This is a genomic window from Bacillus pinisoli (genome assembly GCF_023036475.1).
In the GTDB taxonomy this organism is placed as follows: domain Bacteria; phylum Bacillota; class Bacilli; order Bacillales; family SA4; genus Bacillus_BS; species Bacillus_BS pinisoli.
Genome location: NZ_JAJQKI010000004.1, coordinates 129,634 through 151,957, shown reverse-complemented (window position 1 = coordinate 151,957; position 22,324 = coordinate 129,634). Strand labels below are relative to the sequence as shown.

The window sequence follows — 22,324 nt, the reverse complement described above, 5'->3', positions numbered from 1 at the left end:
ATGAAAATTATTGATGCACATATCCATTTTTCAAAAATAGGCAGTTTTCATGAAACTGCGCAGCAAATATCTAAAGTTAACTATTCTAATGAAGGATTACAAAAAGAATTTAAGGACAATAATGTAGTGCTCGGTATTGCGATGGGGGTGACTGAGACGAACGGAGAAGGGTTTCCCGACTCCGCTTCATCCTCACCAATGGGAATTGACTTAGCGCCTGAGATTCCATCTAACGTTGTATACTGTGCGGGAATCAATCCATTTAAACTAGATCATGAAGCACTAGAAAACTTAAAAAGGGATTTAGAAAAACCTAATTGTGTAGGTATTAAGATCTACTTGGGTTACTATCCATTTTTTGCTTATGATGAAGTATATGAACCTGTATATAAAATAGCTAAGGAATATAAGGTCCCAGTTGTTTATCACACTGGTGATACCTACTCTGAAAGAGGTAGGTTGAGGTACTCTCACCCTTTAACGATTGATGAAGTAGCTGTGAAACATCGTGACATGACCATTATGATGGCTCACTTCGGAGATCCATGGGTTCTTGACGGAGCAGAGGTTGTGTATAAAAACCGTAATGTTTATGCAGACTTGTCTGGTCTTGTTGTGGGAGCGGACGGAGATATAAAAAAGCTTCAAGACACGAGGTTTTTTGATCATCTCTTACATGCATTGACGTTTACAAATAACTATGAAAAGTTCTTGTTCGGTACAGATTGGCCATTAACGCCGATTAAGCCGTATATAGAATTTATTCAAGACATTATCCCAAAAGAGTATCATCAAGCTGTATTTTATGAAACAGCATGTACAGTTTTTCCTAAAATTAACCCCATTCTAAAATGAGTCTCTATTAAGAGGCTCTTTTTTATGTAAATCTTTATTGTACCAAATTTTCAAGCACTGTTGTATTGGGAAAATGAGGGGTTAAAACAGCGAATAATTCGCATTTTTTTATGCCTATTTTACCAATACTCAAAATATTCAATGTTTGATACAGTGTTTAATAGGAAGGAGGAAGGTTAAAGAAACATGGTGTCTTCAAACATGGAATTAATGTTCAAGTGAGTTACTCTTTTTAGTGAATAATTAATAAAGATTTTTACAGGATGAATGATTGTTAAACTTAGAAACAACAGAGAAAAGGAGAGTGAGTTATTTGAAAAAAAGAAATGCTATTATTGCAACATTAACGACTGCAGCTCTTATGACATCTTTTGGATTTACCGGAGTAGGTTCGTCTTCTGCCTCTAATGGTGAGCTTACCTTTCTAGGAGTAAAGGAATCCAATCATGAGAGATTGAAACCAACTACTGGAAAAGCGTCTTTCCTTATTGAGCAAAGTGGGGTTAAGATTCCAAAAGGGATTGAAAAGAAACTAAAAGAAATTCCTTCAAATAATACACTTTACGTTGTTCAATTCAACGGACCAATTACAGAGGATGAGAAGCAAGCTCTAGTTGAATCAGGAGCAGAAGTGGGCGATTATATTCCTGACTATGCTTTTATTATTAATAGTTCTTCTTCTAACTTATCTAAAATCAAATCTATTCAAAATGTAGAATCAGTTGAGCCACTACTTCCACTATATAAATTTGATCCTCAGATTTTCCAACAAGGTGCATCAGAATTAGTAAAAGCTACAATCCAAACAATGAAAGGTAAAAAAGAGAAGATTCATGCAAAAGGATTGGACTCATTAATTCAGTATGCTGTTAGAAATGATGTTGTATTTATCTCACAGGATTATCAATATAAAGTATTAAATGATGAAGCAGCCAAGATAATTAAGGTAAATAGTGTACAAAGTTCCCATGGCTTAGATGGGTTTGGTCAGACTGTGGCTGTTGCAGATACAGGTCTTGATACTGGGAAGAATGACAGCACGATGCATGAAGCATTTAAAGGAAATATTACAAGCATTTACGCATGGGGTAGAACGAATAATGCAAGTGATCCTAATGGTCATGGTACACATGTTGCTGGTTCAGTTCTTGGAAACGGTTCCATGTCAAAAGGGATGGCACCTAAAGCAAATCTTGTCTTTCAATCAATTATGGATAGTACAGGTGGCCTAGGAGGATTACCTAGTGATTTAAATACGTTATTTTCTCAAGCCTACAATGCAGGCGCTCGTATTCATACGAATTCATGGGGAGCACCTGTGAACGGAGCTTATACCACTGATTCAAGACAAGTTGATGAATATGTTTGGAATACAGATATGACGTTATTATTTGCAGCTGGTAATGAAGGTTCAGGTAGCAGGACCATTAGTGCTCCAGGTACAGCGAAAAATGCCATTACAGTTGGAGCTTCAGAAAACTATAGACCAAGCTTTGGAAGCTATGCGGACAATACAAATCATGTGGCAACCTTCTCGTCTAGAGGACCAACAACTGATGGTCGTATTAAACCAGATGTAATGGCACCGGGCACATACATTCTTTCAGCAAGATCTTCACTTGCCCCAGATTCTTCATTTTGGGCTAATTATAACAGCAAGTATGCCTACATGGGCGGAACGTCAATGGCTACACCTATAGTTGCAGGAAGTGTGGCTTTACTAAGAGAGCATTTCATGGATAATCGTGGTGTAACGCCAAAGCCATCCTTGTTAAAGGCAGCATTAATTGCAGGTGCCGTTGATATGGGCTTAAGTTATCCAAGTAATAATCAAGGCTGGGGAAGAGTATCATTAGACCGCTCGCTTAATATTGGTTATATAAATGAAGATCGGGCATTGAGAACAGGAGAAACAGCAAAGTACTCATATACTGCTGATGGGGTGGATGAGTTAAAGATCTCTCTTGTTTGGACCGATTACCCAGGCAGTACATCTGCATCTACGACTCTAGTAAATGACTTAGATCTAATTATTACATCTCCAAGTGGTAAGGTGTATGTTGGAAATGACTTCACGAGTCCATATAATAACAACTGGGACTACAAAAACAATGTAGAAAACGTATTTATTCCAATTTCTGAGAATGGTACATACACCATAGAAATTAACGCTTATAATGTACCTTCTGGTAGTCAAGATTTCTCAGTAGCTGTGTTAAACTAGGTAGTTTTATAGTCTTGCATTAAGTTGAATATGAACTGTGTGAACTAGTTGGGAAAGTTAGGGTTGAAAAATAAGGATGATTCCATTTTTTTGACCGCTACTTTCCCAACCTCCTAATTTTCAGAAAAATAAATCTTTAAAACTGATTATGTGATATATTTTATATACGATTACATACGGAGTTGATCAGGATGAAAATAGGGGACCGCATACGATTCTTTAGAATTCAACAAAACAAAACACAAGAAGAACTAGCTAATGGAGTCATCTCTGTCTCATATTTATCTAAAATAGAAAATAATCAGAGTCTGCCAAGCCTTGAAGTGGTTGATATGTTATGCGAAAGGTTAGGGATTCGCTTTATTGATGATGAGGAACCAACACTTCTCGAGGAGTTGAACAATTGGTATAAAACAATGATTGACGGGGATAAAGCAGAATTAGAACGCCTTTATCCAATATTACTAGATAAAGCAAGTACAACGAGAGACTCAACCTCGCTTGTTTATTATATGCTATTTGAACTAAGGTATTTCCTACACAAAAGACAGTACCAAGTAGCCAAGAAACTATTGAACAAGCTAAATGAAATATCAGATATTTTCACAGAAGAATTGAACTATTACCTTAGTAAATTTACTGGACTAAGTCTTTATTTAGAAGAGAAATACAGTGAAGCCTATGACTTATATAAGAAAGCAGAGAGTATCCTCATTAGAAATGTATTTGAAAAATGGGAAGAAGCTGATCTCTATTACTCTCTTGGACTAACAACTAGCCAGCTTTGGAAATCGTCTTTATGTGTGAACTATACAAATCAAGCCCTTGCTATTTATCAAGCTCATTACAATTATAAACGAAGTGCGGAATGTCAGATCTTATTAGGAATTACATATAGAAGAAGTAACGAATTTAAAAAAGCAGAAGAAAGCTACTTGTTAGCGAATAAGATTGCGACAACCCTTAATAACGCTAATTTAAAAGGGTTTATTCATCATAATCTAGGTTATTTGTATTCGACACAGGAGAAAGTAGATCTTGCCATTAAGCATTTTGAAAAGAGTATAGAAGTACAAACACTGCTAGATGACAATAACAAGCAGATCTTACCTTCCATCTTTTCAATAATCGTAGAGCTTTACAATAAGAATGATGCTGTAAATGGTATAAAATGGGTGAGGCGTGGATTAGAGTTAATCGAAAAGGGCGAAGAGCTTAAAGAATTCTTTTATCATTTCAAGACATATGATTATTTATTAACTGAACAAACGGATGAGTTTGAGGACTTCTTAAAAGAAGATGTGATACCTTATTTTGAAGCTCAACATAACTTTAAATTTGTAGCTGAATACGCTGAGATTCTAGCATGTTATTTTGAATCAAAATATAAATATAAACAAGCAAGTTATTACTTGAGGATTTCAAATAAAGCCTTGAAAAAAATCAGTAATATATGAGGAGTGATTCATATGAGAAAATTACTTTTAAAAACTGTAGTTGCTGTACCTTTGCTTTCAGCCACATTTTTCGGATTACAGTCTAATGAACTTTCGTTTATAGCGGCAATCGACCAACACCCAGATCCGACAGCATCAGTTATTCAAGTAGCAGCAATTGACCAACACCCAGATCCGACAGCATCAGTCATTCAAGTAGCAGCAATCGACCAGCATCCAGATCCGACAGCATCAGTCATTCAAGTAGCGGCCATAGACCAGCATCCAGATCCGACATCAGTTATTCAAGTAGCTGCAATCGACCAACACCCAGACCCAACTGCAAGCAGTTATAGCGTATCGTAACGATGAAGGCTACCATTTAAGGTAGCTTTTTCTATTCATTCACAAGAAATAAATGAATATTTTGAAAGAATTGTTTATACTTTGAAGTAAAGGGGGTTGTTTATATGAAAATTGCGTGGGTAACAGATAGTACCGTTCATCTGGATGAGGAATTAAAGGGGCATCCTGATGTATATATTGTCCCTTTATTAATCTTGTTTGATAAGAAAGAATACAAGGATGGAATAGATTTTACAGTAGACGAGTTTTTTGATATGTTGGCTCAATCTCCACAGTTACCGACATCGTCACAACCATCAGTTGGAACATTTGCTGAAACTTATGAATCTCTTAAAGATCAATATGATGCAATTATCTCTGTACATTTATCTAGTAAGCTTAGTGGAACTTATTCTTCCAGTTTCCAAGCGGCTCAATTAGTAGACGCTCAAATAAGTGTAATTGATTCAAAGATTCTCTCACTTCCTATGGGAAAGTTGATTTCACGTGGAATGGAATTGCAGAATCAAGGTGTCGAGTATGGTGAAATTGTCGAGGAGTTAACGAGATTAGCAGATCAACACGAAACATATGTAACCGTCGGAAGTCTAGAACAGCTTCATCGAGGTGGACGAATGAATGCCGCTCAGTTCTTAATCGGTTCAGCGTTAAAAATAAAGCCGATTCTTGCTGTGATTGACGGAAAATTAGAGTCCGTTGAAAAAGTGCGTACGGAACGAAAGGCTCATCAAAAGATGATTGATTTGTTTGTGAAAGCTAAAACTGAAAACCCTTCCATTTCGTCTATTTCGCTTTTTTACGGAAGAACACCTGATCTAGCGAGTGAGTGGAGAGAAAAATTGCAAGCAGATTATCCTGACTTACGTATTCAGCTATGTCCTTTAGGGGCTGTAATCGGAGTACATGCAGGTGCAAATACTTTTGGCATTAGTTGGTATAACTAGACATTCATTATTTCATTAATAAGTAATGAACCTCGTATGGTGAAACACTATAAGTAGATAGTAGTGTATAACCAATACTTAGAAACTGCGCTATTGTTTCTGTACAATTTGGTGAAGGTGGTTCTGTTGGGGCATGGAGACTAGTGTGGATGCCAATAAACTGATTTTGTAAGGGTATACATCTTATTATGACTACATGCCTACCATACCAAGCTGTCCCAATTTCACGATATCCAGTCATGTTAATCCCTCCTACCATGTAATTTCTTATAAGATATGAAATGATGGGTTTATTAGAGAATGTCCATTATAATTTTCCTCCTTTTTTCTTTTTAGTGTTAAAATAAGTAACATGCTAAGAGCAAAGGAGTACAAAATGAACGAAATTATTATCCAAACAAAAGAATTTGTTAAGAATAAATTAGAGAAGGATTCAAGTGGTCATGACTGGTGGCATATAGTTCGAGTCTTCAATACTGCTAAAGAGCTGGCAAAATCAGAAGATGCGGACTTGTTTATCGTTGAAATGGCAGCACTATTACACGATATTGCCGATGAAAAGCTTAATGAATCTGAAGAAATAGGATTGCAAATTGTGTCTGACTGGTTAGAGAAATGTGAGTTAGAACCTGAGGTTACACAACAAATCTTATATATTATTAAGAATATGTCGTTTAAGGGGGGCAATCAAAGCCCTCTTACAACCATTGAAGGTCAAATAGTACAAGATGCGGACCGGTTAGATGCAATTGGAGCGATTGGTATTGCTAGAACATTTGCTTATGCAGGAACAAAAGGTGATATTCTCCATGATCCTCATCTACCAGTAAGAGTAAACATGACAAAAGAGGAGTATCGAACAGGTAAATCCACTCCTATCAATCATTTTTATGAAAAACTACTAAAATTGAAAGACTTAATGAATACAGAGAGTGCTAAGAAAGTCGCCGCACAAAGGCATGAGTATATGGAAGAGTTTTTAAATCAGTTTATGAAGGAATGGAATGGACAGGCATGAAATTGTTAACAGTAGAACAGATATCAAAAAGCTATGTAGAAAAAACATTATTTCAAGATATTTCCTTTACCATTACTGATAATGAAAGAATTGGGATTATTGGGATTAATGGAACTGGTAAATCTACCTTATTAAAGATTATTGCAGGTGTAGAAGTTGCTGATGAAGGCTCCATTACTTCTTCAAAGGACTATACGATTACCTTTCTTTCACAACAGCCAGAGCTTGTGGATGATTTGACGGTCATTGAACAGCTTTTTCATAAAGATACTCCAACAAATAAGTTAGTGCGAGAATACGAAAAAATTATTACAGAACTAGAGCGTAACCCAAATGATGAAAATCTACTTAATAAGCTTTTTAGTGTTCAACAAGAGATGGATACTCTGCAAGCTTGGGATGCCAATTCAAATGCAAAGGCCTTCTTAACGAAGTTAGGAATTACCGATTTTCATCAAATGGTTGCGGAGCTATCGGGTGGACAAAAGAAGCGCGTAGCCCTTGCTCAATGTCTTGTTGAAATGCCAGATTTATTAATCTTAGATGAACCGACGAACCATCTTGATGCGGAATCTATTGAATGGCTCGAGGAGTGGTTAAGTAAATACCAGGGTTCCTTATTATTTGTCACCCATGATCGCTACTTTTTGGATCGTGTGTCAAATCGAATTATTGAGTTAGATCAAGGGAAATTATACAGCTATCAAGGGAACTATACAGCCTTTTTAGAAGCAAAAGCGATTCGGACTGAAGAAGAACAAAAGTCTTGGCACAAACATCGCCAACTCTTTAAGCAAGAGCTTGAATGGATGCGTAAAGGGGCAAAAGCAAGGACGACCAAGCAAAAAGCAAGAATTCAGCGATTCGAACAACTGGAGCAAGTGGAAGGTCCTGCCCAAACAGGAAAAATAGACGTAAGCTTGTCAACCAATCGTTTAGGAAAAAAGGTCATAGAATTTAAACATGTCTCAAAGGCTTTTGAGGACAAATTATTAATAAACGATTTTAGCTTCATCATAAAGCCAAATGATCGTATCGGGATTATTGGACGTAATGGTACAGGAAAATCGACCCTGCTAAATATGGTTGCTGGAGTGTTTGAGCCGGATCTAGGGGAAATTGAACAAGGTTCCACTGTCAAGATTGGTTATTATACGCAGGAAAATAAAGATATGGATATTAGTCTAAGAATGATTGACTATGTTAGAGAAACTGCATCAGTTATTCATACAAAAGACGGATCTACGATATCAGCTTCACAAATGCTAGAACGCTTTTTGTTTCCTCCATCAACTCATGGAACACCGATTAGTAAGTTATCTGGTGGTGAGCGAAGAAGGCTCTATCTATTAAAGATATTAATGGGAGAACCAAACGTCCTCTTATTGGATGAACCGACAAATGATCTTGATACAGAGACTCTTACTGTATTAGAAGATTATATTGACGAATATCCAGGGGTTGTCCTTTCTGTATCGCATGATAGGTACTATCTAGATAAAGTGGTGGATCAATTATTAGTTGTAGAGGGGCAAGGTAATGTATCCAGTTACTATGGATCGTACAGTGATTATTTAGATATGAAGAAGCTTGAAGAAAAGATGGCATCTGAAAAAGAAAAGAAAGTAGATAATGTCGAAGTTAAGGTAGAAAAACCAAAAAAACTCAAGCTCTCATACCAAGAACAGAAGGATTGGGATACCATTGAGGACAGAATAATTAGGTTAGAAGAGAAACTCTCGACGATAACAAAGCAAATAGAACAGGCCGGTTCAGATTATGGTAAAATTTCTTCACTAATGGAAGAAGAACGTAATCTAAAAGAAGAACTCGATCAAGCGATGGATCGCTGGACGTACTTATCAGAACTGGTAGAGGAAATAAATAATCAATAAATCCTTTTCTAAGAAAAGGCGATTGCCTACACAAACACACAAATTTAAAAGGGGGGTTCTAGTTTAACTGGAACTCCTTTTTTGATAAGGAGGGAAAGCATTTGACCGAGAACGTAGCCGGAATTATTTTATCTGGTGGTGAATCTAGACGATTTGGGACACCAAAGGCATTTGCAGACTACAAAGGGAATTCGTTTTGGAAGTATTCATATCATTCATTAAGAAATGTAACAGACTCTCAACTCATTGTAAGTCATGAAGCATTAGTTGAACGCTTTAAAAAAGAGACGGAATTACCAATCATTCTTGATGATCCGACGGTTCGCGGTAAAGGACCGATGGCTGGGATCTATTCAGGAATGAAATCATTAAATGCGGATTGGTACATCGTCGTATCATGTGATATTCCAGCAATAACTGAGGAGGTAATTGCTAAAATAATGACATATAGGGCATATTCTATACAAGCGGTAGTACCGGTTATAAACGAGAGATATCAACCGTTAGTGGCACTATATCATAGTACGGTGTTTCCAGTCATTGAGAGTTTACTATTAAATAATCAATTTCGAGTGACCTCGTTACTTGACACAGTGGAGACTTTATACGTGACAGAAAAAGAGTTGCAAATTGATCCCACCTACTTTCAAAATGTGAATGATCTAGAGGCTTATCAAGAACTAGTAAATGATACTCATCTTGATTAATGGATAGGGTTTTAAACTAAAGGCTGTGAACAGAATAGGAAATTACATAAAAAAGCGCTCAGTGTTAAATCTGAGCGCTACTGTTTTCTTCCGTTTTATTAAATCTTTACCTTAAGTATTTTTAAATGTATATGTTGACTAATTGTATTGAACAACTCTCTTTGACCCTAAATATCTTTGTGCCCAGTAAGAAGAACTCATCTTACTGATGGTGACCCCTTTTGATCCTGAGTGTATGAATTTACCATCACCTAAGTAAATTCCAGCATGAGAAGGCCCCTTTTTATAAGTCTGGAAAAAGACAACATCACCTACACTTGGTTTACCAACCGTCACTGCAAAATTCCAAATGTCACTAACGGTTCTTGGAATATTGACTCCTTTTTTGGCAAATACATATTGTAAAAAGCCACTACAATCAAACCCATTTGGAGACGTTCCACCCCATTTGTAAGGAGTTCCCACTAATTGTGTGGCCATCCCCATGATTGATGCATCGACAGAATGAGCCGTTTCATTTTTTACTTTTTTGGTGACGATCTTCTTGCCTTCAACTTTCAACTTCTTTGAAACAATCGTTTTACCCAGTACATTTTGATTGGCAAATAAATGTTTTAATGTATCTGGGCCTGCCACTCCATCTGTCTTAAAACCGTTTTTTTGTTGATAACGAGTGATGGCATCTTTTGTTAGCGGTCCAAATACCCCATCAACCGTATAGGCGTAATAACCTAGTTTTTTAAGCTTTTCCTGAACTTGAATAACCTGGGTGCCTTGATCACCTTCTAATAATTTACTTGCTGTGAATTGTTGATAGGTTTTCGCTTCTTTTGAAAAATAAAGCCTTCTTAGTGTAGTTGGACCAGCAACACCATCTACCTTAATATGATGAACAAATTGAAACTCTTTAATAGCCGCTTGTGTAGCAGGTCCATAAATACCATCTACTTTATCTGTATAAAATTGCAGTGCTTTTAATTCTAACTGCAGTGCTTTTACTGACAAGCCTTTATGACCATACCTGAGTGTTTGATTTGTTTTTTCTACTTCATTGTTTGAAAGTAAAGGTGGGCCTTCTGCTGCGCTTGCTTTTTCAGGTCCTAATAAGACGAAACCAGCTGCAGCCATTGTTGAGAGTACAAGTGCTCCTCCAACCCCATTACGCTTGTTCATGGTTAACCTCCTAGATGTTGCTTCTTGTTGTGTTTTGTAATTACTGGCTATTTAATCGATATTGTGAAAGAAAAAAGATTATGACAGAATTTTTAGTTTTTAAGTCTTGTCCGTCGAAAAAATGCTTAAATACCTATGAATGGATTATGAAAAATCGTTGTGTTACTATTTTTATAAGAACAAAAGTGGAGGAAAAAATTGATGAAGATAAAATCTATTGAACCAACTCCTAGTCCGAATACGATGAAAGTTATTCTTGATCAAGAATTAAAAAGTCATGAACGAAACAATTACACGAAGAAAAATCTTGACGGGGCTCCAGACATTATAAAGCAAATATTAGAGATTGAAGGTGTAAAAGGAGTCTACCATGTAGCAGATTTTCTAGCCCTAGAACGTAATTCCAAGTTTGACTGGCAGGATATATTAGCAGAAGTACGGCACGTCTTTGGAGAAGAGGACAAAATAGAGTCAGATACGAAAAAAGTAAACGATACATTCGGAGAAGTAAAGGTATTCTTCCAAATGTTCCGTGGTATTCCCATGCAAATAAAATTGACTGATGGAATGACTGAAAAACGAGTAGGCTTACCGGATCGTTTTAAGAAAGCGGCAATGGAAGCTGAATCATCTTCTGCGAATCTTGTTATGGAACGAGAGTGGAAGGAACAAGGTATAAGATATGGTGAAATGGATGAAATCGGTGCTGAAGTAGCAGAGGAAATCTCAGCTGCTTATTCTGAAGAACGCATCAACCGATTAATCACAATGGCCCACACTGACCAGACTAAAGTGACGCAACGTAAAAGCTATAAAGTAACACTTGAGATGCTTGATAACGAGGATTGGTCTTCTCGGTATGCACACTTGGAACAAATGGTAGACCCAACTGAAGAGGACCTTCCTGTATTAGAAAAAGCATTAGAAGATGAAAAAGCTTCAATTAGAAGATTAGCAACTGTATATTTAGGAATGATAGAAAGTGAAGAGGTATTACCGCTATTATTTAAGGCACTAAAAGACTCATCTGTAACGGTTAGAAGAACAGCTGGGGATTGCTTGTCTGACATTGGAAACAAGAAGGCTATTGGTCCTATGACAGAAGCTTTGAAAGACAAAAATAAACTAGTTAGATGGCGTGCTGCGATGTTTCTATTTGAAGAAGGTGATGAAACAGCCTTACCTGCACTCAAGGAAGCTCAAGATGATCCTGAGTTTGAGGTTAGCATGCAAGTAAGAATCGCAATTGAACGAATTGAAGGTGGAGAAGAAGCAAAGGGATCTGTTTGGAAACAAATGACGGAAAGTCGCAAAGGATCTTAATGGTTGCCCCACTTTAGAGCTTATAGTATTCTTTAATAAGTATGGAATGTAAGGGAGTGTTGACAGTGTCAATGGCGTATGATGAATATATGAAGCAAGTTGTGAAGCCAATGCGTGCTGAATTAGTAAATGCAGGGTTTCAAGAACTGACGACAAGTGAAGATGTTCATGATTTCTTAAAAGATGTAAAGGGTACTACGTTAGTCGTGGTCAACTCTGTTTGTGGGTGTGCTGCTGGATTAGCACGACCTGCTGCAACTCAATCAATTCTTCAGTCTGATAAAAAGCCAGACAATCTTGTAACAGTGTTTGCTGGTCAGGATAAAGAAGCTACAGCTACGATGAGAGAGTATTTTGATGGTTATGAACCTTCATCACCGTCAATGGCGTTACTTAAAGGGAAAGAGGTTGTTCATTTTATTCCAAGACATGAAATAGAAAGTTATGCAATGGAAGATATCATGAAAAACCTAACAAGCGCATTTGAAAGACATTGTGAATAATACTTGGGTGCCTTCGTTGGCATCCTTTTTTCATAGGAGAAAAGCATGATTATAACAACTTCTTCAAGACCAAATCGCATAATAGTTGAGAAAGCTAACCAACTAGCAGAAGAGTGGGGAGAGAGATTTCACCAAAGAGGTAGAGATTCCATTCAAGACCTTCAAAGGAGATATAACGAAGAAGTCTTAGTAGTAGGAAAGGAACGAATTGAACTGTTTATTCCAGGGGAAGTTCAGCCTGTTTTCTTTCATCCAAACTCTGCTATGTTTCGGATAAAAAGACTCATTAATGGTGGAAACGATCCCTTTGTACAAGCTTGTGGATTGTTAGAAGGGATGAGTGTGTTAGATTGTACACTTGGGCTTGGCTCTGATTCAATTGTCGCAAGCTATTGTGTAGGAGGTTCTGGTCAAGTAACAAGCATAGAAGGAAATAAGATTTTAGCCAACTTAGTTAAAACGGGATTGACTACATGGGAAAGCGGAATACCTGATATGGACCAAGCCATGAGAAACATTGAAGTTGTTATAACATCTTATCAGGAATTCCTATCCAGTTGTGACGATTCTTCAATTGATACTATTTATTTTGATCCAATGTTTGAGAAGTCCATTGAGGAATCGGTCGGTTTATTAGGAGTAAAGAAGCTTGCTCTCTACGAAGATTTAACGGAAGAATCAATAAAAGAAGCTATAAGGGTGGCAAGAAAGAGGATTGTCCTGAAAGATCATTGGAGAAGCACCAGGTTTGAGAAACTAGGGTTTACTCAAATAAAAAGGAGAAGTGCCAATTTCCATTATGGCATTATTGATTTATCCTAAGCGAAAGGATAATAAAGTGCATGGATGGATACGTTAAAAGGTGATGGAGGTGAACCATATGCCTAAACGTAAAGCTGACCCTTCAAAAGGGCAATTAAACTCTCCGAATGTGGAAGGACAAGGTACAACAACAACCGAGACAGGAACAGTCTCACGTGATTCTGCAAGAAAGAAAACGAAACAAAGTTAATAATTGTATTAAAAAGAAAAACCAAAGGTTGCTCCCTTTGGTTTTTTACAATTTTTGTATAAGATCAATCATGGTCAGTTGCTGCTGAATAAATAAAGAAAGCTAATGTAGCATAGCTTAAAATAGATAATATTAGTTGAATATTCATGTATTATCCTCCACAGTTTTATATGTACTCTTATCATTTTACCACGTTTTCAAGATTTTATAAAATCTTATTCCTAAATAATTAGCGAGCAATATTTATAGGCTTATAGATTAAAATATTGTATAATAAATTTATGCTAAAGACGTTAAACGATTGAGCTAAAGATGAGGTGAAAACGTTTGCCACCGTGGATTAGAAAATCATTAGTTGTTATTTTTACGATCCTAACATTTGGACTTGTTACACCACCACAAATTATTATTGCGGATACAAGAGAAAGTGATGCCGCCAAATCTAATCATATAGAAGGAATGAATCAATCTGCTGATGAGCAGATAAATCCCTACTTACATGAATACTTAGATAAATCAAATTCCTTTTTTGATTACGCAGTTAGACAGGCAGAGCAGCAATCCATAATGAAGTTCGGGCCCGTTATTGAGGAGTCCATTGGCGATGAATTTAGATCAGTCATCTTACCTAAAATTGAAGAAGTTATTATGACCCTTTCCTCTAGACTTGATGAGGATCAGCTACAACACTTAGTCATTTCCAAGCATCCTACAGGTGGAGTAAGCGAAAAAATATTTCATATTTATAGTGCGAAATCAGGACAGGATATCATTCGCTTTCATGTTAGACGAGATCATCCGCCATTAGATGGATACTATTTTAATTTTCATTACCATACATTTGAAGATTCCTTCCAAACTCATCATGAATTAGGGACCATATATTGGTCAAAGAATACGCCTCCAAACTGGCAGTCATAGAGAAACACTTTAGGTGTTTTTCTTTTTTTTGCCCAACATTTCCCAACAATTTCTATTATTCTATTAATCTATCCTATGGTACAATATAATTATCTGAATATTTGTAAATTCGTGAGTAGAAGGGACGACAACTATGAAAAAAACAGTACTCATGATGATATTACTAACTTTTGTTTTTCTTCCAATGTTCGGATTCCAACGATTGGAACCAAGTAGTGGTGGAGTTTTATTACGAAATCATGAGAGTATAATGGAAGTAGCCACACACATTCCTAATATAGAACATGTAAAAGAAATTGTTGTTCTACCTTCGGAGGAATTTAATGAGACTGAGGTATTATTAATGATTCGCCAAATATCTCATATCCATTCATCTATCTTAGAAAAAGCGGTAAATCAGGACCTAAAACTTAAATTCTTCCAAGGCCCCTTGACCAGTCAAACCGGATTTACACATCTAAAGGGTGTGAAACCGAGAGGACACGAGCAGTTAACCTGGGATGACATACCTGGAGCTGGTGGTTCCAAATTAGCGCTTGCCAAAATTGGGTACAGTGAAAAAGGGAAGTCTCATGGGTCTGTAAATTTAGAGTTGCATGAGTTTGCTCACTCTATTGACTTGCATGTATTTCATTCGTTACGTAACGACCATGATTTTTTAGAAATATGGAAGGAAGAAGCGGTCTTACTTTTTCCGAGCAACCCTTATTTTATAGAAAATCCTGAAGAGTACTTTGCAGAAGTATTTGCAATGTTTTACTTCGAAGAACATACCCAACTGGAACTTTTCAATAAAGCACCTAAAACCTATCTATACCTTAAAGAATTGCCAAATAGAGAAGACACGGACCTTCAACGAGCATTTACATTTCGATAAGCTTTGCTTTTTCTAAGGCTTTTTTCTTACAGTTTGTTACTCTCGAACATTTATTTGGATGTAAGCCTATCTGACATTCAAGAGAGCAACAATCTATACGAAAACAGCCTTTTTTCATTGATTTTTTGTCGAATATGGTTAACAATTATATAAATAAGGTTGTTCTTGTAAAGATTAATGCTTACCAAATGCAGGATTTTTACTCGGTAGTACAATGTCCAGTTATATATATAGAGTTGCTCTTTTCTAAACGATAAATACGGCATTTTATTGTTAATAATTAATAATAAGCTTAACTTCAAATTTTAGAAAACAGCCATAAATAATGCCGATTTTGAAAGACGGGGGAAATGTAAAGATGAAACAATATCACGATCTACTAAACGATATACTAGAAAATGGAGTAAAAAAAGATGATAGAACGGGAACAGGTACCATCTCAGTATTTGGAAGACAACTTCGCTTTAATTTACAAGAAGGCTTCCCATTAATTACAACAAAAAAGCTTCACACCCGTTCTATTTTGCATGAACTATTATGGTTCCTAAATGGTGAAACCAATATTCAATATCTTAAAGAAAATGGAGTCTCCATCTGGGATGAATGGGCAGATGAAAATGGTGAACTAGGACCTATATACGGCTCTCAATGGAGGAAATGGGAAGCTAAAAATGGTCAGTTTGTTGATCAAATTCAAGGTGTCGTTCATGATATTAAAAATAACCCTAATTCTCGTCGTTTACTCGTAAGTGCTTGGAATGTAGGAGAATTAGCGAACATGAAACTACCACCATGTCATTATGCCTTTCAGTTTTATGTAGCAGAAGGGAAATTGTCATTAATGTGGCAGCAACGATCGGTTGATACGTTCCTTGGATTACCATTTAACATTGCAAGTTATGCCTTTTTACTTCACATGGTTGCTGAGCAATGTGACCTTGAAGTCGGTGAGTTAATTTTCACAGGGGGAGACGTTCATTTATACCTAAATCATATTGAACAGGCGAAACTTCAGTTAACTCGTGAGTGGAGAGAACTTCCTCAACTGATGATTAAGAGAAAACCGGAAAGTATCTTTGACTATAAGTATGAAGATTTCGAAATTGTAAACTATAATCCACATCCACATATTAAAGCAGAGGTTGCTATTTAACAACGGTATTAGCTTGGATTTGTTTCCTAAATTTTACATCTTAGTAACTACGCTTGGTGTGCTATATATACCAAGCGTATTTTGAGGCTCTTTTCGCATATATTGTTGCTTTCAAGTATAATGTTATCACTTCTGTTGAAATGGAAGGCTCTTCAGTAGGGCATGTAGCCTTCATAAACAAAACACCTTTTGTCGTCATCAGGTGTATATCCGATCATGCAGATGAGAATTCTACCCATACCTATGATGACTTTGAAGATAAGGCTGGGGAACTTTCATCTTCCATTATTATTGAAATGATGAAAATTGCTACATAGTACAACCTATACTCTACCAAAGGGGGCTTTAAATATGATCTCTTATATTGTTGCAATGGATGACAACCAAGTAATCGGTAAAAATAATGAATTACCTTGGCATTTGCCTGCTGATCTTGCTTATTTCAAGAAAGTAACGATGGGAAAGCCAATAATCATGGGGAGAAAGACGCATGAGTCAATTGGACGAGCTCTTCCTGGTCGAGAAAATATTATTGTTACGCGCAATGCCAATTATCACTCAGAAGGATGTAAAGTTGTCCATCAGCTTGATGATCTAAAATCATTGGCAGAAGAGGCAAATGAGGAGCTTTTTGTCATTGGGGGAGCAGAGCTATTTAAAGAATTACTTCCTATGACTGACCGTCTCTATATAACACATATTCATCATTCTTTTGAAGGAGATACCTATTTTCCAACAATTGACTGGAACGAGTGGAAGGTCGTTGACAAGGAGACAGGCATCAAGGATGAAAAGAATCCTTATGACTACGAATTTGTTGTATATGAAAGAAAAAAATAACCTCTCCGCGCTGGAGAGGTTATTTTTTAAGCGGGTAACAAGTATAGTAATACCGCAAAGAAATGAGTAGCAGTACCTGCAATGACAAATAGGTGCCAGATTGCATGGTGGTACTTAAAACCACGCCATACATAGAAGATGGCTCCGACCGTATATAGAACGCCACCCACAACTAATAAGGTAAGACCGTTAGCAGGGAGGTTTTCAACAAGGGAATCCCATGCAAATACAATTAACCATCCTAAAACGACGTATAATGCTGTGGAAGTGTGTAAATATTTTTTTACAAAGAATGATTTAAAGACCGTTCCTGCGATAGCTAATCCCCAGACGATTCCAAATAATGTCCAGCCTAACCAGCCCTTTACTGCGATAAACAAAAACGGCGTGTACGTGCCTGCAATGAAAAAGTAAATGGATGAATGATCCAGTATCTCAAAAAAATCTTTAACTTTTCCTTTAGGAAAACTGTGTACCAGAGTGGAAGCGGTATATAAGAGAACCATCGTCGTACCGAAAAGGGTAAAACTGACTACGTGCCATGCCGTTCCATATAGTGAAGAAAAGACAATCAAGATCACCAAGGCAGCAATACTTAATAAGCCACCAATACCGTGAGTGATGGAGTTCGCTATTTCTTCTCCCTTTGAGAAAGTATGCGTTGTCGCCATTTCGTTCAGTCCTTTCGCTTTGCTATTCTTATTTTACAATACTAATAGATTTAGGATGAGAATACAATTTATTTATCTGTGACTTGATCTGTAGCAGCTGTCAAAATAGCTAATTCCTGATTTACAAGGTGGAATTCATGATATAGTTGGATTTTTCCTGATATATGGGCTGTAATTCCTGATATATTGGAATCTTTCATGATATAGACTCCCAAATTGCTGATTAACGAGATTTTTTGCTATATCTCACTATCTAAAAATACCATTTCTTACGCCTACTTTATAAGTATACAACAATTTTATGAATTCGCTTTCATTGTTGATATAATAAGAAAAAAATATATATTATTTACATGAAAAGACAGACTTCGTGGCGTTTTTACAGTATAATAAAAGAAACGGTTAAAAAGAAGGTTGGTATTTTGCTACTTAAGAGTCTTGAATTTACTCATCAAAGTGGTCAGAAGGTCAAAGTCACAGAAATTCCAGTATGGGAGGAAGATAATCTTTTTACACTAAAGATTAAGTTTAGACTTCAGACATTCATAACGAAGATCAGTACAGACTCAAATCCAAGAAAAGTATACTCATTTAGGGAACACCTAAAGAAAACATTAAAATGGCATGAGTATACAGAAATCTACAAAATCGATATCTTACAGAACAATGCTTAAGAGACCTTTCTAATAAGGTCTTTATTTTTTTACGCAACGCAATGATTCTAACAAATTTGTGACCTTACCTATAGATAATTTTATTATTGAAGTTTTTTTGCTATGATTAAAACAATGTAATTCATATAGGAAGATCAGGTGAGAACGGTGAAACGAAAAATAATAACTATACTTACAATAGCAATTTTCTTGATTGTGACGGGCTGCAGTGGGAATGGGGGAGATATACCTTCTGATGCAACAACGGTCCAAGATTTTACGTATACAAAACAAAACGGTGAAGCATTTGGATTAGGACAATTGAAAGATAAGGTATGGGTAGCTGATTTTATCTTTACAAATTGTGAAACGGTTTGTCCACCTCTTACAGCAAATATGTCCAAGCTCCAACAAATGGCTAAAGATAAAGGTCTTGATGTTGAGTTTGTATCATTTAGTGTAGACCCAGAAAATGATACTCCAGAAGGAATGCTTGCTTATGGAGAGCAGTTTGGGGCAGACTTTGAATCTTGGCATTTCTTAACGGGTTATACACAGGATGAAATTGAAAGTTTTGCACCAAAAAGTTTTGGAGCACATGTTCAAAAGCCAGACTCTACAGATCAAGTTATACACGGTTTGAGATTCTATATTGTAAATAAGGATGGCATAGTCATTAGTAGCTATAATGGATTGGAAAATCCTTCTTATGAAGAAATGCTCTCAGACATTGAAAAGCTTCAGTAATCGGTTGAACTCCCTCCACAAGGGGGTTTTTTATTTCTATAGACAGTTATTGAGTTCATTATTAAGTTTTAGAAAAGAGCTTTTCTTATTAGACAGGTTTAAGTAATGGAATAGGGATGTGAGCGATACAATATAATATGGGACACGTCAAGGAGGGACAACATTGTTTAGACTAGTTATCTTACTTTTTGTTACTGTCATGCTCTTGGTTGTGTTTAACTCAACCTATCATAAGCCAAAACAAGCTGGAACAACGCATAGTTTAATAGAAAGAGAGAATCTTGCATTTAAATCCGTAGACGACTCCTTCTTTCCTCGAGATCTCAATATAGTTGCTTTAGGTGATTCTTTAACGTCTGGCTTTGGAGATCAATCAGGGAGAACTGGATATAGTACCATCTTAGAAAGTATGTTACAAAATCAAAGAGGAGTTAACCAAGCTAGTGTTAAAAACTTTGGAATTGGTGGACTTCGCTCTGAACAATTGCTTGAGGAACTAAATAGATCCACCATAAAATACTCTATTCAAAAAGCAGATTACGTCATTGTTACTATTGGTGGCAATGACGTCATGAAGGTTGCTCAAGAGCATATTCTAGATTTAACAAGTGCCCCTTTTGAAAAGGGGAATCAGGAGTACCTCTACAATCTAAATTTAATCATCACGAAAATTCAGGAAAGTAATCCGAATGCCAAGCTATTTTTTGTAGGAATTTATAATCCATTTGCGGCCTTATTTGCTGGTGTGCCTGAAATTGAACAAGTGATAGATGGTTGGAATCAAACGACAGAACTGGTGTTATCAAGCTATGAAAATACGTATTTTATTCCGATTGCGGACGTTTTTAAGGGAAAAGAGGAAGAATTTTTGTATGTAGATTTTATCCACCCAAATGAATTGGGCTATAAGCACATGGCTAACCGTATATTAACTTATGTCTCTCATTATGATCCATCCACCACCTATGTAGTAGCCGAATTGGACGAAAAAGACTATTAATAGGTGAGAAAAAACAAAAAGTTATTGCAATAAATGTCGAAGGATGATTATGATGAATATAGATAAACATTTAACTGTGAGACTTTATCAAAGTTTTACAGTATAGGAGCGGCTAGCATGAACACGGAATACCTCCTGCACTTCATCATTATTCTCATCATCATAAGTATGTTCGTGATATTATTTCAAAACAGAAGTCGTTTAAAGAAAGCAATGGAGCATCGCAGAAAGTTTGAAGTGTTATTCACGAATCATCCTGATGCCATTTTTGAGTTGGACAGAAACGGACAGATAGTAGCTTCTAATGACTTGGCTGTACAACTACTTGATGAAGTTTCGGAAGAATCAACAGTAACCGTTCGGGATTTTCTAAATAAAGAAGAGTACTTTGAATTGAAAGAAAAACTATTAGAAGGAAATACCGTTCAATTTTCAAAACGTCTCTCACTTAAAGACGGTAGAGATCTAGATATTGAGGTTACAGGAATTCCAACGGTAATAAATCAGAAACTACAAGATATCATATTTATTGTTAAGGATATGACAGAACAAAGTAAAGCTCATGAACTTATTCACCAGATGGCCTATCATGATGTTCTAACGGGTTTGCCAAATAGACAATCATTTGAAAATTACCTGTCTAAAGCCATTAAACGCGCTAAAGAGCAAAAGAAAAAACTAGCGTTACTTTCAATTGACCTCAATCATTTTAAAATGATTAATGACTCTCTTGGCCATTCTAATGGAGACATGGTTATTAGAGAGTTAGGGAATCGATTGAAGAAAAAGGCAAAAGGTCACCTCCTAGCTAGGATGGGAGGGGATGAATTTTTTCTATTAATTGAAGATCAATCCCTCGAATATGTAAACATTTTTGCTCAGGAGCTATTAGAGGAAGTACAGTCACCTTTGTTTCTATTAGACAAGGAACTTATGTTAGACTGTAGCATAGGAATTGTAGATTATCCTGATGGGGGTACATCTTCTAATTTATTAATGAAAGCTGCCGATATTGCGATGTATCATGCAAAGAAAGAAAAAAAGAATATAAGTGTTTATGAGTCTACCATGAATGATTCTAGTCATTTATTGGAGCTTGAGAAATACTTAAGAAAAGCGTTGTTGTTTCAAGAATTTGAATTATATTACCAACCACAAGTCGACGTTAGACAAGGCAGAATACTTGGCGTGGAGGCTCTTATACGCTGGAACCATCCAATGTTAGGAATTGTATCTCCAGCATCATTTATTCCACTTGCTGAGGAGATCGGACTCATTATTTCGATTGAAAAATGGGTCATTAGACAAGCCTGTTTGCAATTAAGAGATTGGTTGGACGCTGGAAATGAACCATTTCGTGTCGCCATAAATATATCGGCTCAGCATTTTCAAGATCATTTGGTTGAGCATGTTTCAGAGATTATAAAAGAGACCAAAATTCCACCATCTCTAATTGAAATAGAGATTACAGAAACCATGGTCATGCAAAATCCAGTGGAAACGATGAACAAACTTAGTCAATTGAAAGAAATCGGTGTTCAATTAGCTGTTGACGACTTTGGTATGGGGTATAGCTCATTAAAGTATATTGCCGATTTCTCCATTGACCGAATAAAAATTGACCGTTTCTTCATCATGGATCTTCTTGAATCAGATAAAAAGAGGGCCATTGTAAGAACAATTATCGGATTAGCTCAAAATATACAGGTTGATGTTATTTCTGAGGGTGTCGAATTGAAAGAACAAGTGTTGCTTTTATCAGAATTAGGTTGTCACCAAGCACAAGGCTACTTATATAGCAAGCCATTCCCTGCACAAGAAGTGCCACTCCGGTTTGATCAATTGTTAAAGGAAGCAAACTAAAGAACTAATAAACGTCGGTAAAAACTAAACCGTTCCGTTTTGAGGTGCATCTTAATTAAATGACAAACTAATTGGCACAGGAATCTGATATGCTCCCCTATAGGTAGACAGAAGAAATAAAAAAATCTGTATATCTTTGGGGG

General features: G+C 36.4%; 25 protein-coding genes. 21 read left to right on the top strand and 4 right to left on the bottom strand.

The window, feature by feature from the left end; all coding sequences use genetic code 11:
• The 5 genes from LT143_RS07555 to LT143_RS07535 all read left to right on the top strand — a co-directional run bounded on the left by LT143_RS07555 (position 1) and on the right by LT143_RS07535 (position 5,825).
• Positions 1–855 (top strand): amidohydrolase family protein, encoded by an 855-nt coding sequence (locus LT143_RS07555; RefSeq protein ID WP_246941899.1) that lies wholly within the window; start codon positions 1–3, stop codon positions 853–855.
• Positions 856–1,168: 313 nt separating this feature from the next.
• Entirely contained in the window at positions 1,169–3,079 is a 1,911-nt protein-coding gene (locus tag LT143_RS07550) for a S8 family serine peptidase (protein WP_246941897.1), read from the top strand.
• 191 nt (positions 3,080–3,270) lie between these two features.
• On the top strand, positions 3,271–4,536 hold the full coding sequence (locus LT143_RS07545) for a helix-turn-helix domain-containing protein (protein ID WP_246941895.1): 1,266 nt from the start codon (positions 3,271–3,273) through the stop codon (positions 4,534–4,536).
• 12 nt (positions 4,537–4,548) lie between these two features.
• Positions 4,549–4,881, top strand: coding sequence for a hypothetical protein (locus LT143_RS07540; protein WP_246941893.1), 333 nt, complete (start codon positions 4,549–4,551; stop codon positions 4,879–4,881).
• A gap of 104 nt (positions 4,882–4,985) precedes the next feature.
• Complete coding sequence (locus tag LT143_RS07535) at positions 4,986–5,825, top strand: DegV family protein (RefSeq protein ID WP_246941891.1); 840 nt, start codon at positions 4,986–4,988, stop codon at positions 5,823–5,825.
• Positions 5,826–5,832: 7 nt separating this feature from the next.
• Here the strand turns inward: LT143_RS07535 and LT143_RS07530 are convergent, their stop codons facing one another.
• Positions 5,833–6,066 carry a hypothetical protein gene (locus LT143_RS07530; RefSeq protein ID WP_246941889.1) on the bottom strand — a complete coding sequence of 78 codons (234 nt, stop codon included), beginning with the start codon at positions 6,064–6,066 and terminating at the stop codon, positions 5,833–5,835.
• A 135-nt stretch (positions 6,067–6,201) separates the two neighbouring features.
• Between LT143_RS07530 and LT143_RS07525 the strand changes: the two genes are divergently transcribed.
• The 3 genes from LT143_RS07525 to mobA all read left to right on the top strand — a co-directional run bounded on the left by LT143_RS07525 (position 6,202) and on the right by mobA (position 9,445).
• On the top strand, positions 6,202–6,843 hold the full coding sequence (locus LT143_RS07525) for an HD domain-containing protein (RefSeq protein WP_246941887.1): 642 nt from the start codon (positions 6,202–6,204) through the stop codon (positions 6,841–6,843).
• Positions 6,840–8,738, top strand: a complete 1,899-nt coding sequence (locus LT143_RS07520; RefSeq protein WP_246941885.1) for an ABC-F family ATP-binding cassette domain-containing protein — start codon at positions 6,840–6,842, stop codon at positions 8,736–8,738. Before LT143_RS07525 ends, LT143_RS07520 begins: the two co-directional genes overlap by 4 nt.
• A gap of 101 nt (positions 8,739–8,839) precedes the next feature.
• A complete protein-coding gene (mobA, locus tag LT143_RS07515) occupies positions 8,840–9,445 on the top strand; it encodes a molybdenum cofactor guanylyltransferase (RefSeq protein ID WP_246941882.1) in 606 nt (201 codons plus the stop codon).
• Positions 9,446–9,583: 138 nt separating this feature from the next.
• Here the strand turns inward: mobA and LT143_RS07510 are convergent, their stop codons facing one another.
• The gene (locus tag LT143_RS07510; RefSeq protein ID WP_246941880.1) at positions 9,584–10,618 is read right to left on the bottom strand and encodes a C40 family peptidase; all 1,035 of its coding nucleotides are present in this window, start codon (positions 10,616–10,618) and stop codon (positions 9,584–9,586) included.
• A gap of 201 nt (positions 10,619–10,819) precedes the next feature.
• On the opposite strand from LT143_RS07510, the gene LT143_RS07505 reads away from it, so the two are divergent.
• The 9 genes from LT143_RS07505 to LT143_RS07465 all read left to right on the top strand — a co-directional run bounded on the left by LT143_RS07505 (position 10,820) and on the right by LT143_RS07465 (position 17,247).
• Entirely contained in the window at positions 10,820–11,941 is a 1,122-nt protein-coding gene (locus LT143_RS07505; protein ID WP_246941878.1) for a conserved virulence factor C family protein, read from the top strand.
• Between the two features lie 65 nt (positions 11,942–12,006).
• Entirely contained in the window at positions 12,007–12,444 is a 438-nt protein-coding gene (locus LT143_RS07500) for a BrxA/BrxB family bacilliredoxin (protein ID WP_246941876.1), read from the top strand.
• Positions 12,445–12,489: 45 nt separating this feature from the next.
• Positions 12,490–13,266: a class I SAM-dependent methyltransferase gene (locus tag LT143_RS07495; protein WP_246941875.1), complete on the top strand. Its 777-nt coding sequence runs from the start codon at positions 12,490–12,492 to the stop codon at positions 13,264–13,266.
• Between the two features lie 58 nt (positions 13,267–13,324).
• Positions 13,325–13,456 carry a YuzL family protein gene (locus LT143_RS07490; protein ID WP_246941873.1) on the top strand — a complete coding sequence of 44 codons (132 nt, stop codon included), beginning with the start codon at positions 13,325–13,327 and terminating at the stop codon, positions 13,454–13,456.
• 327 nt (positions 13,457–13,783) lie between these two features.
• Positions 13,784–14,377 (top strand): YpjP family protein, encoded by a 594-nt coding sequence (locus LT143_RS07485; RefSeq protein WP_246941870.1) that lies wholly within the window; start codon positions 13,784–13,786, stop codon positions 14,375–14,377.
• Between the two features lie 133 nt (positions 14,378–14,510).
• Complete coding sequence (locus tag LT143_RS07480) at positions 14,511–15,254, top strand: anthrax toxin lethal factor-related metalloendopeptidase (protein WP_246941868.1); 744 nt, start codon at positions 14,511–14,513, stop codon at positions 15,252–15,254.
• Positions 15,255–15,612: 358 nt separating this feature from the next.
• Positions 15,613–16,407 carry a thymidylate synthase gene (thyA, locus tag LT143_RS07475; protein WP_246941866.1) on the top strand — a complete coding sequence of 265 codons (795 nt, stop codon included), beginning with the start codon at positions 15,613–15,615 and terminating at the stop codon, positions 16,405–16,407.
• Positions 16,408–16,463: 56 nt separating this feature from the next.
• The gene (locus LT143_RS07470) at positions 16,464–16,724 is read left to right on the top strand and encodes a phosphorylase family protein (protein WP_246941863.1); all 261 of its coding nucleotides are present in this window, start codon (positions 16,464–16,466) and stop codon (positions 16,722–16,724) included.
• Between the two features lie 34 nt (positions 16,725–16,758).
• Positions 16,759–17,247 carry a dihydrofolate reductase gene (locus LT143_RS07465; RefSeq protein WP_246941861.1) on the top strand — a complete coding sequence of 163 codons (489 nt, stop codon included), beginning with the start codon at positions 16,759–16,761 and terminating at the stop codon, positions 17,245–17,247.
• Between the two features lie 26 nt (positions 17,248–17,273).
• Here LT143_RS07465 and trhA read toward each other — a convergent pair whose 3' ends face one another.
• Positions 17,274–17,918: a PAQR family membrane homeostasis protein TrhA gene (gene trhA / locus LT143_RS07460; RefSeq protein ID WP_246941859.1), complete on the bottom strand. Its 645-nt coding sequence runs from the start codon at positions 17,916–17,918 to the stop codon at positions 17,274–17,276.
• A gap of 68 nt (positions 17,919–17,986) precedes the next feature.
• Positions 17,987–18,118, bottom strand: coding sequence for a hypothetical protein (locus LT143_RS20390; RefSeq protein ID WP_272495722.1), 132 nt, complete (start codon positions 18,116–18,118; stop codon positions 17,987–17,989).
• 222 nt (positions 18,119–18,340) lie between these two features.
• Between LT143_RS20390 and LT143_RS07455 the strand changes: the two genes are divergently transcribed.
• The 4 genes from LT143_RS07455 (at position 18,341) to LT143_RS07440 (ending at position 22,181) form a co-directional block, all read left to right on the top strand.
• Positions 18,341–18,592 carry a DUF2535 family protein gene (locus LT143_RS07455; RefSeq protein WP_246942475.1) on the top strand — a complete coding sequence of 84 codons (252 nt, stop codon included), beginning with the start codon at positions 18,341–18,343 and terminating at the stop codon, positions 18,590–18,592.
• Positions 18,593–18,739: 147 nt separating this feature from the next.
• Positions 18,740–19,318 carry an SCO family protein gene (locus tag LT143_RS07450; protein WP_418909812.1) on the top strand — a complete coding sequence of 193 codons (579 nt, stop codon included), beginning with the start codon at positions 18,740–18,742 and terminating at the stop codon, positions 19,316–19,318.
• Positions 19,319–19,481: 163 nt separating this feature from the next.
• A complete protein-coding gene (locus tag LT143_RS07445; protein ID WP_246941857.1) occupies positions 19,482–20,318 on the top strand; it encodes a GDSL-type esterase/lipase family protein in 837 nt (278 codons plus the stop codon).
• Positions 20,319–20,435: 117 nt separating this feature from the next.
• Positions 20,436–22,181: an EAL domain-containing protein gene (locus tag LT143_RS07440; RefSeq protein ID WP_246941855.1), complete on the top strand. Its 1,746-nt coding sequence runs from the start codon at positions 20,436–20,438 to the stop codon at positions 22,179–22,181.
• Positions 22,182–22,324: the final 143 nt, after the last annotated feature.

Bases quoted from the DNA above. Each gene is read 5' to 3' on its own strand.
- LT143_RS07555 (WP_246941899.1), top strand. From the start codon at position 1: ATGAAAATTATTGATGCACATATCCATTTTTCAAAAATAGGCAGTTTT.
- LT143_RS07545 (WP_246941895.1), top strand. From the start codon at position 3,271: ATGAAAATAGGGGACCGCATACGATTCTTTAGAATTCAACAAAACAAA.
- LT143_RS07540 (WP_246941893.1), top strand. From the start codon at position 4,549: ATGAGAAAATTACTTTTAAAAACTGTAGTTGCTGTACCTTTGCTTTCA.
- LT143_RS07535 (WP_246941891.1), top strand. From the start codon at position 4,986: ATGAAAATTGCGTGGGTAACAGATAGTACCGTTCATCTGGATGAGGAA.
- LT143_RS07530 (WP_246941889.1), bottom strand. From the start codon at position 6,066: ATGACTGGATATCGTGAAATTGGGACAGCTTGGTATGGTAGGCATGTA.
- LT143_RS07525 (WP_246941887.1), top strand. From the start codon at position 6,202: ATGAACGAAATTATTATCCAAACAAAAGAATTTGTTAAGAATAAATTA.
- LT143_RS07520 (WP_246941885.1), top strand. From the start codon at position 6,840: ATGAAATTGTTAACAGTAGAACAGATATCAAAAAGCTATGTAGAAAAA.
- LT143_RS07510 (WP_246941880.1), bottom strand. From the start codon at position 10,618: ATGAACAAGCGTAATGGGGTTGGAGGAGCACTTGTACTCTCAACAATG.
- LT143_RS07505 (WP_246941878.1), top strand. From the start codon at position 10,820: ATGAAGATAAAATCTATTGAACCAACTCCTAGTCCGAATACGATGAAA.
- LT143_RS07495 (WP_246941875.1), top strand. From the start codon at position 12,490: ATGATTATAACAACTTCTTCAAGACCAAATCGCATAATAGTTGAGAAA.
- LT143_RS07490 (WP_246941873.1), top strand. From the start codon at position 13,325: ATGCCTAAACGTAAAGCTGACCCTTCAAAAGGGCAATTAAACTCTCCG.
- LT143_RS07480 (WP_246941868.1), top strand. From the start codon at position 14,511: ATGAAAAAAACAGTACTCATGATGATATTACTAACTTTTGTTTTTCTT.
- thyA (WP_246941866.1), top strand. From the start codon at position 15,613: ATGAAACAATATCACGATCTACTAAACGATATACTAGAAAATGGAGTA.
- LT143_RS07465 (WP_246941861.1), top strand. From the start codon at position 16,759: ATGATCTCTTATATTGTTGCAATGGATGACAACCAAGTAATCGGTAAA.
- trhA (WP_246941859.1), bottom strand. From the start codon at position 17,918: ATGGCGACAACGCATACTTTCTCAAAGGGAGAAGAAATAGCGAACTCC.
- LT143_RS20390 (WP_272495722.1), bottom strand. From the start codon at position 18,118: ATGAAAGATTCCAATATATCAGGAATTACAGCCCATATATCAGGAAAA.
- LT143_RS07440 (WP_246941855.1), top strand. From the start codon at position 20,436: ATGAACACGGAATACCTCCTGCACTTCATCATTATTCTCATCATCATA.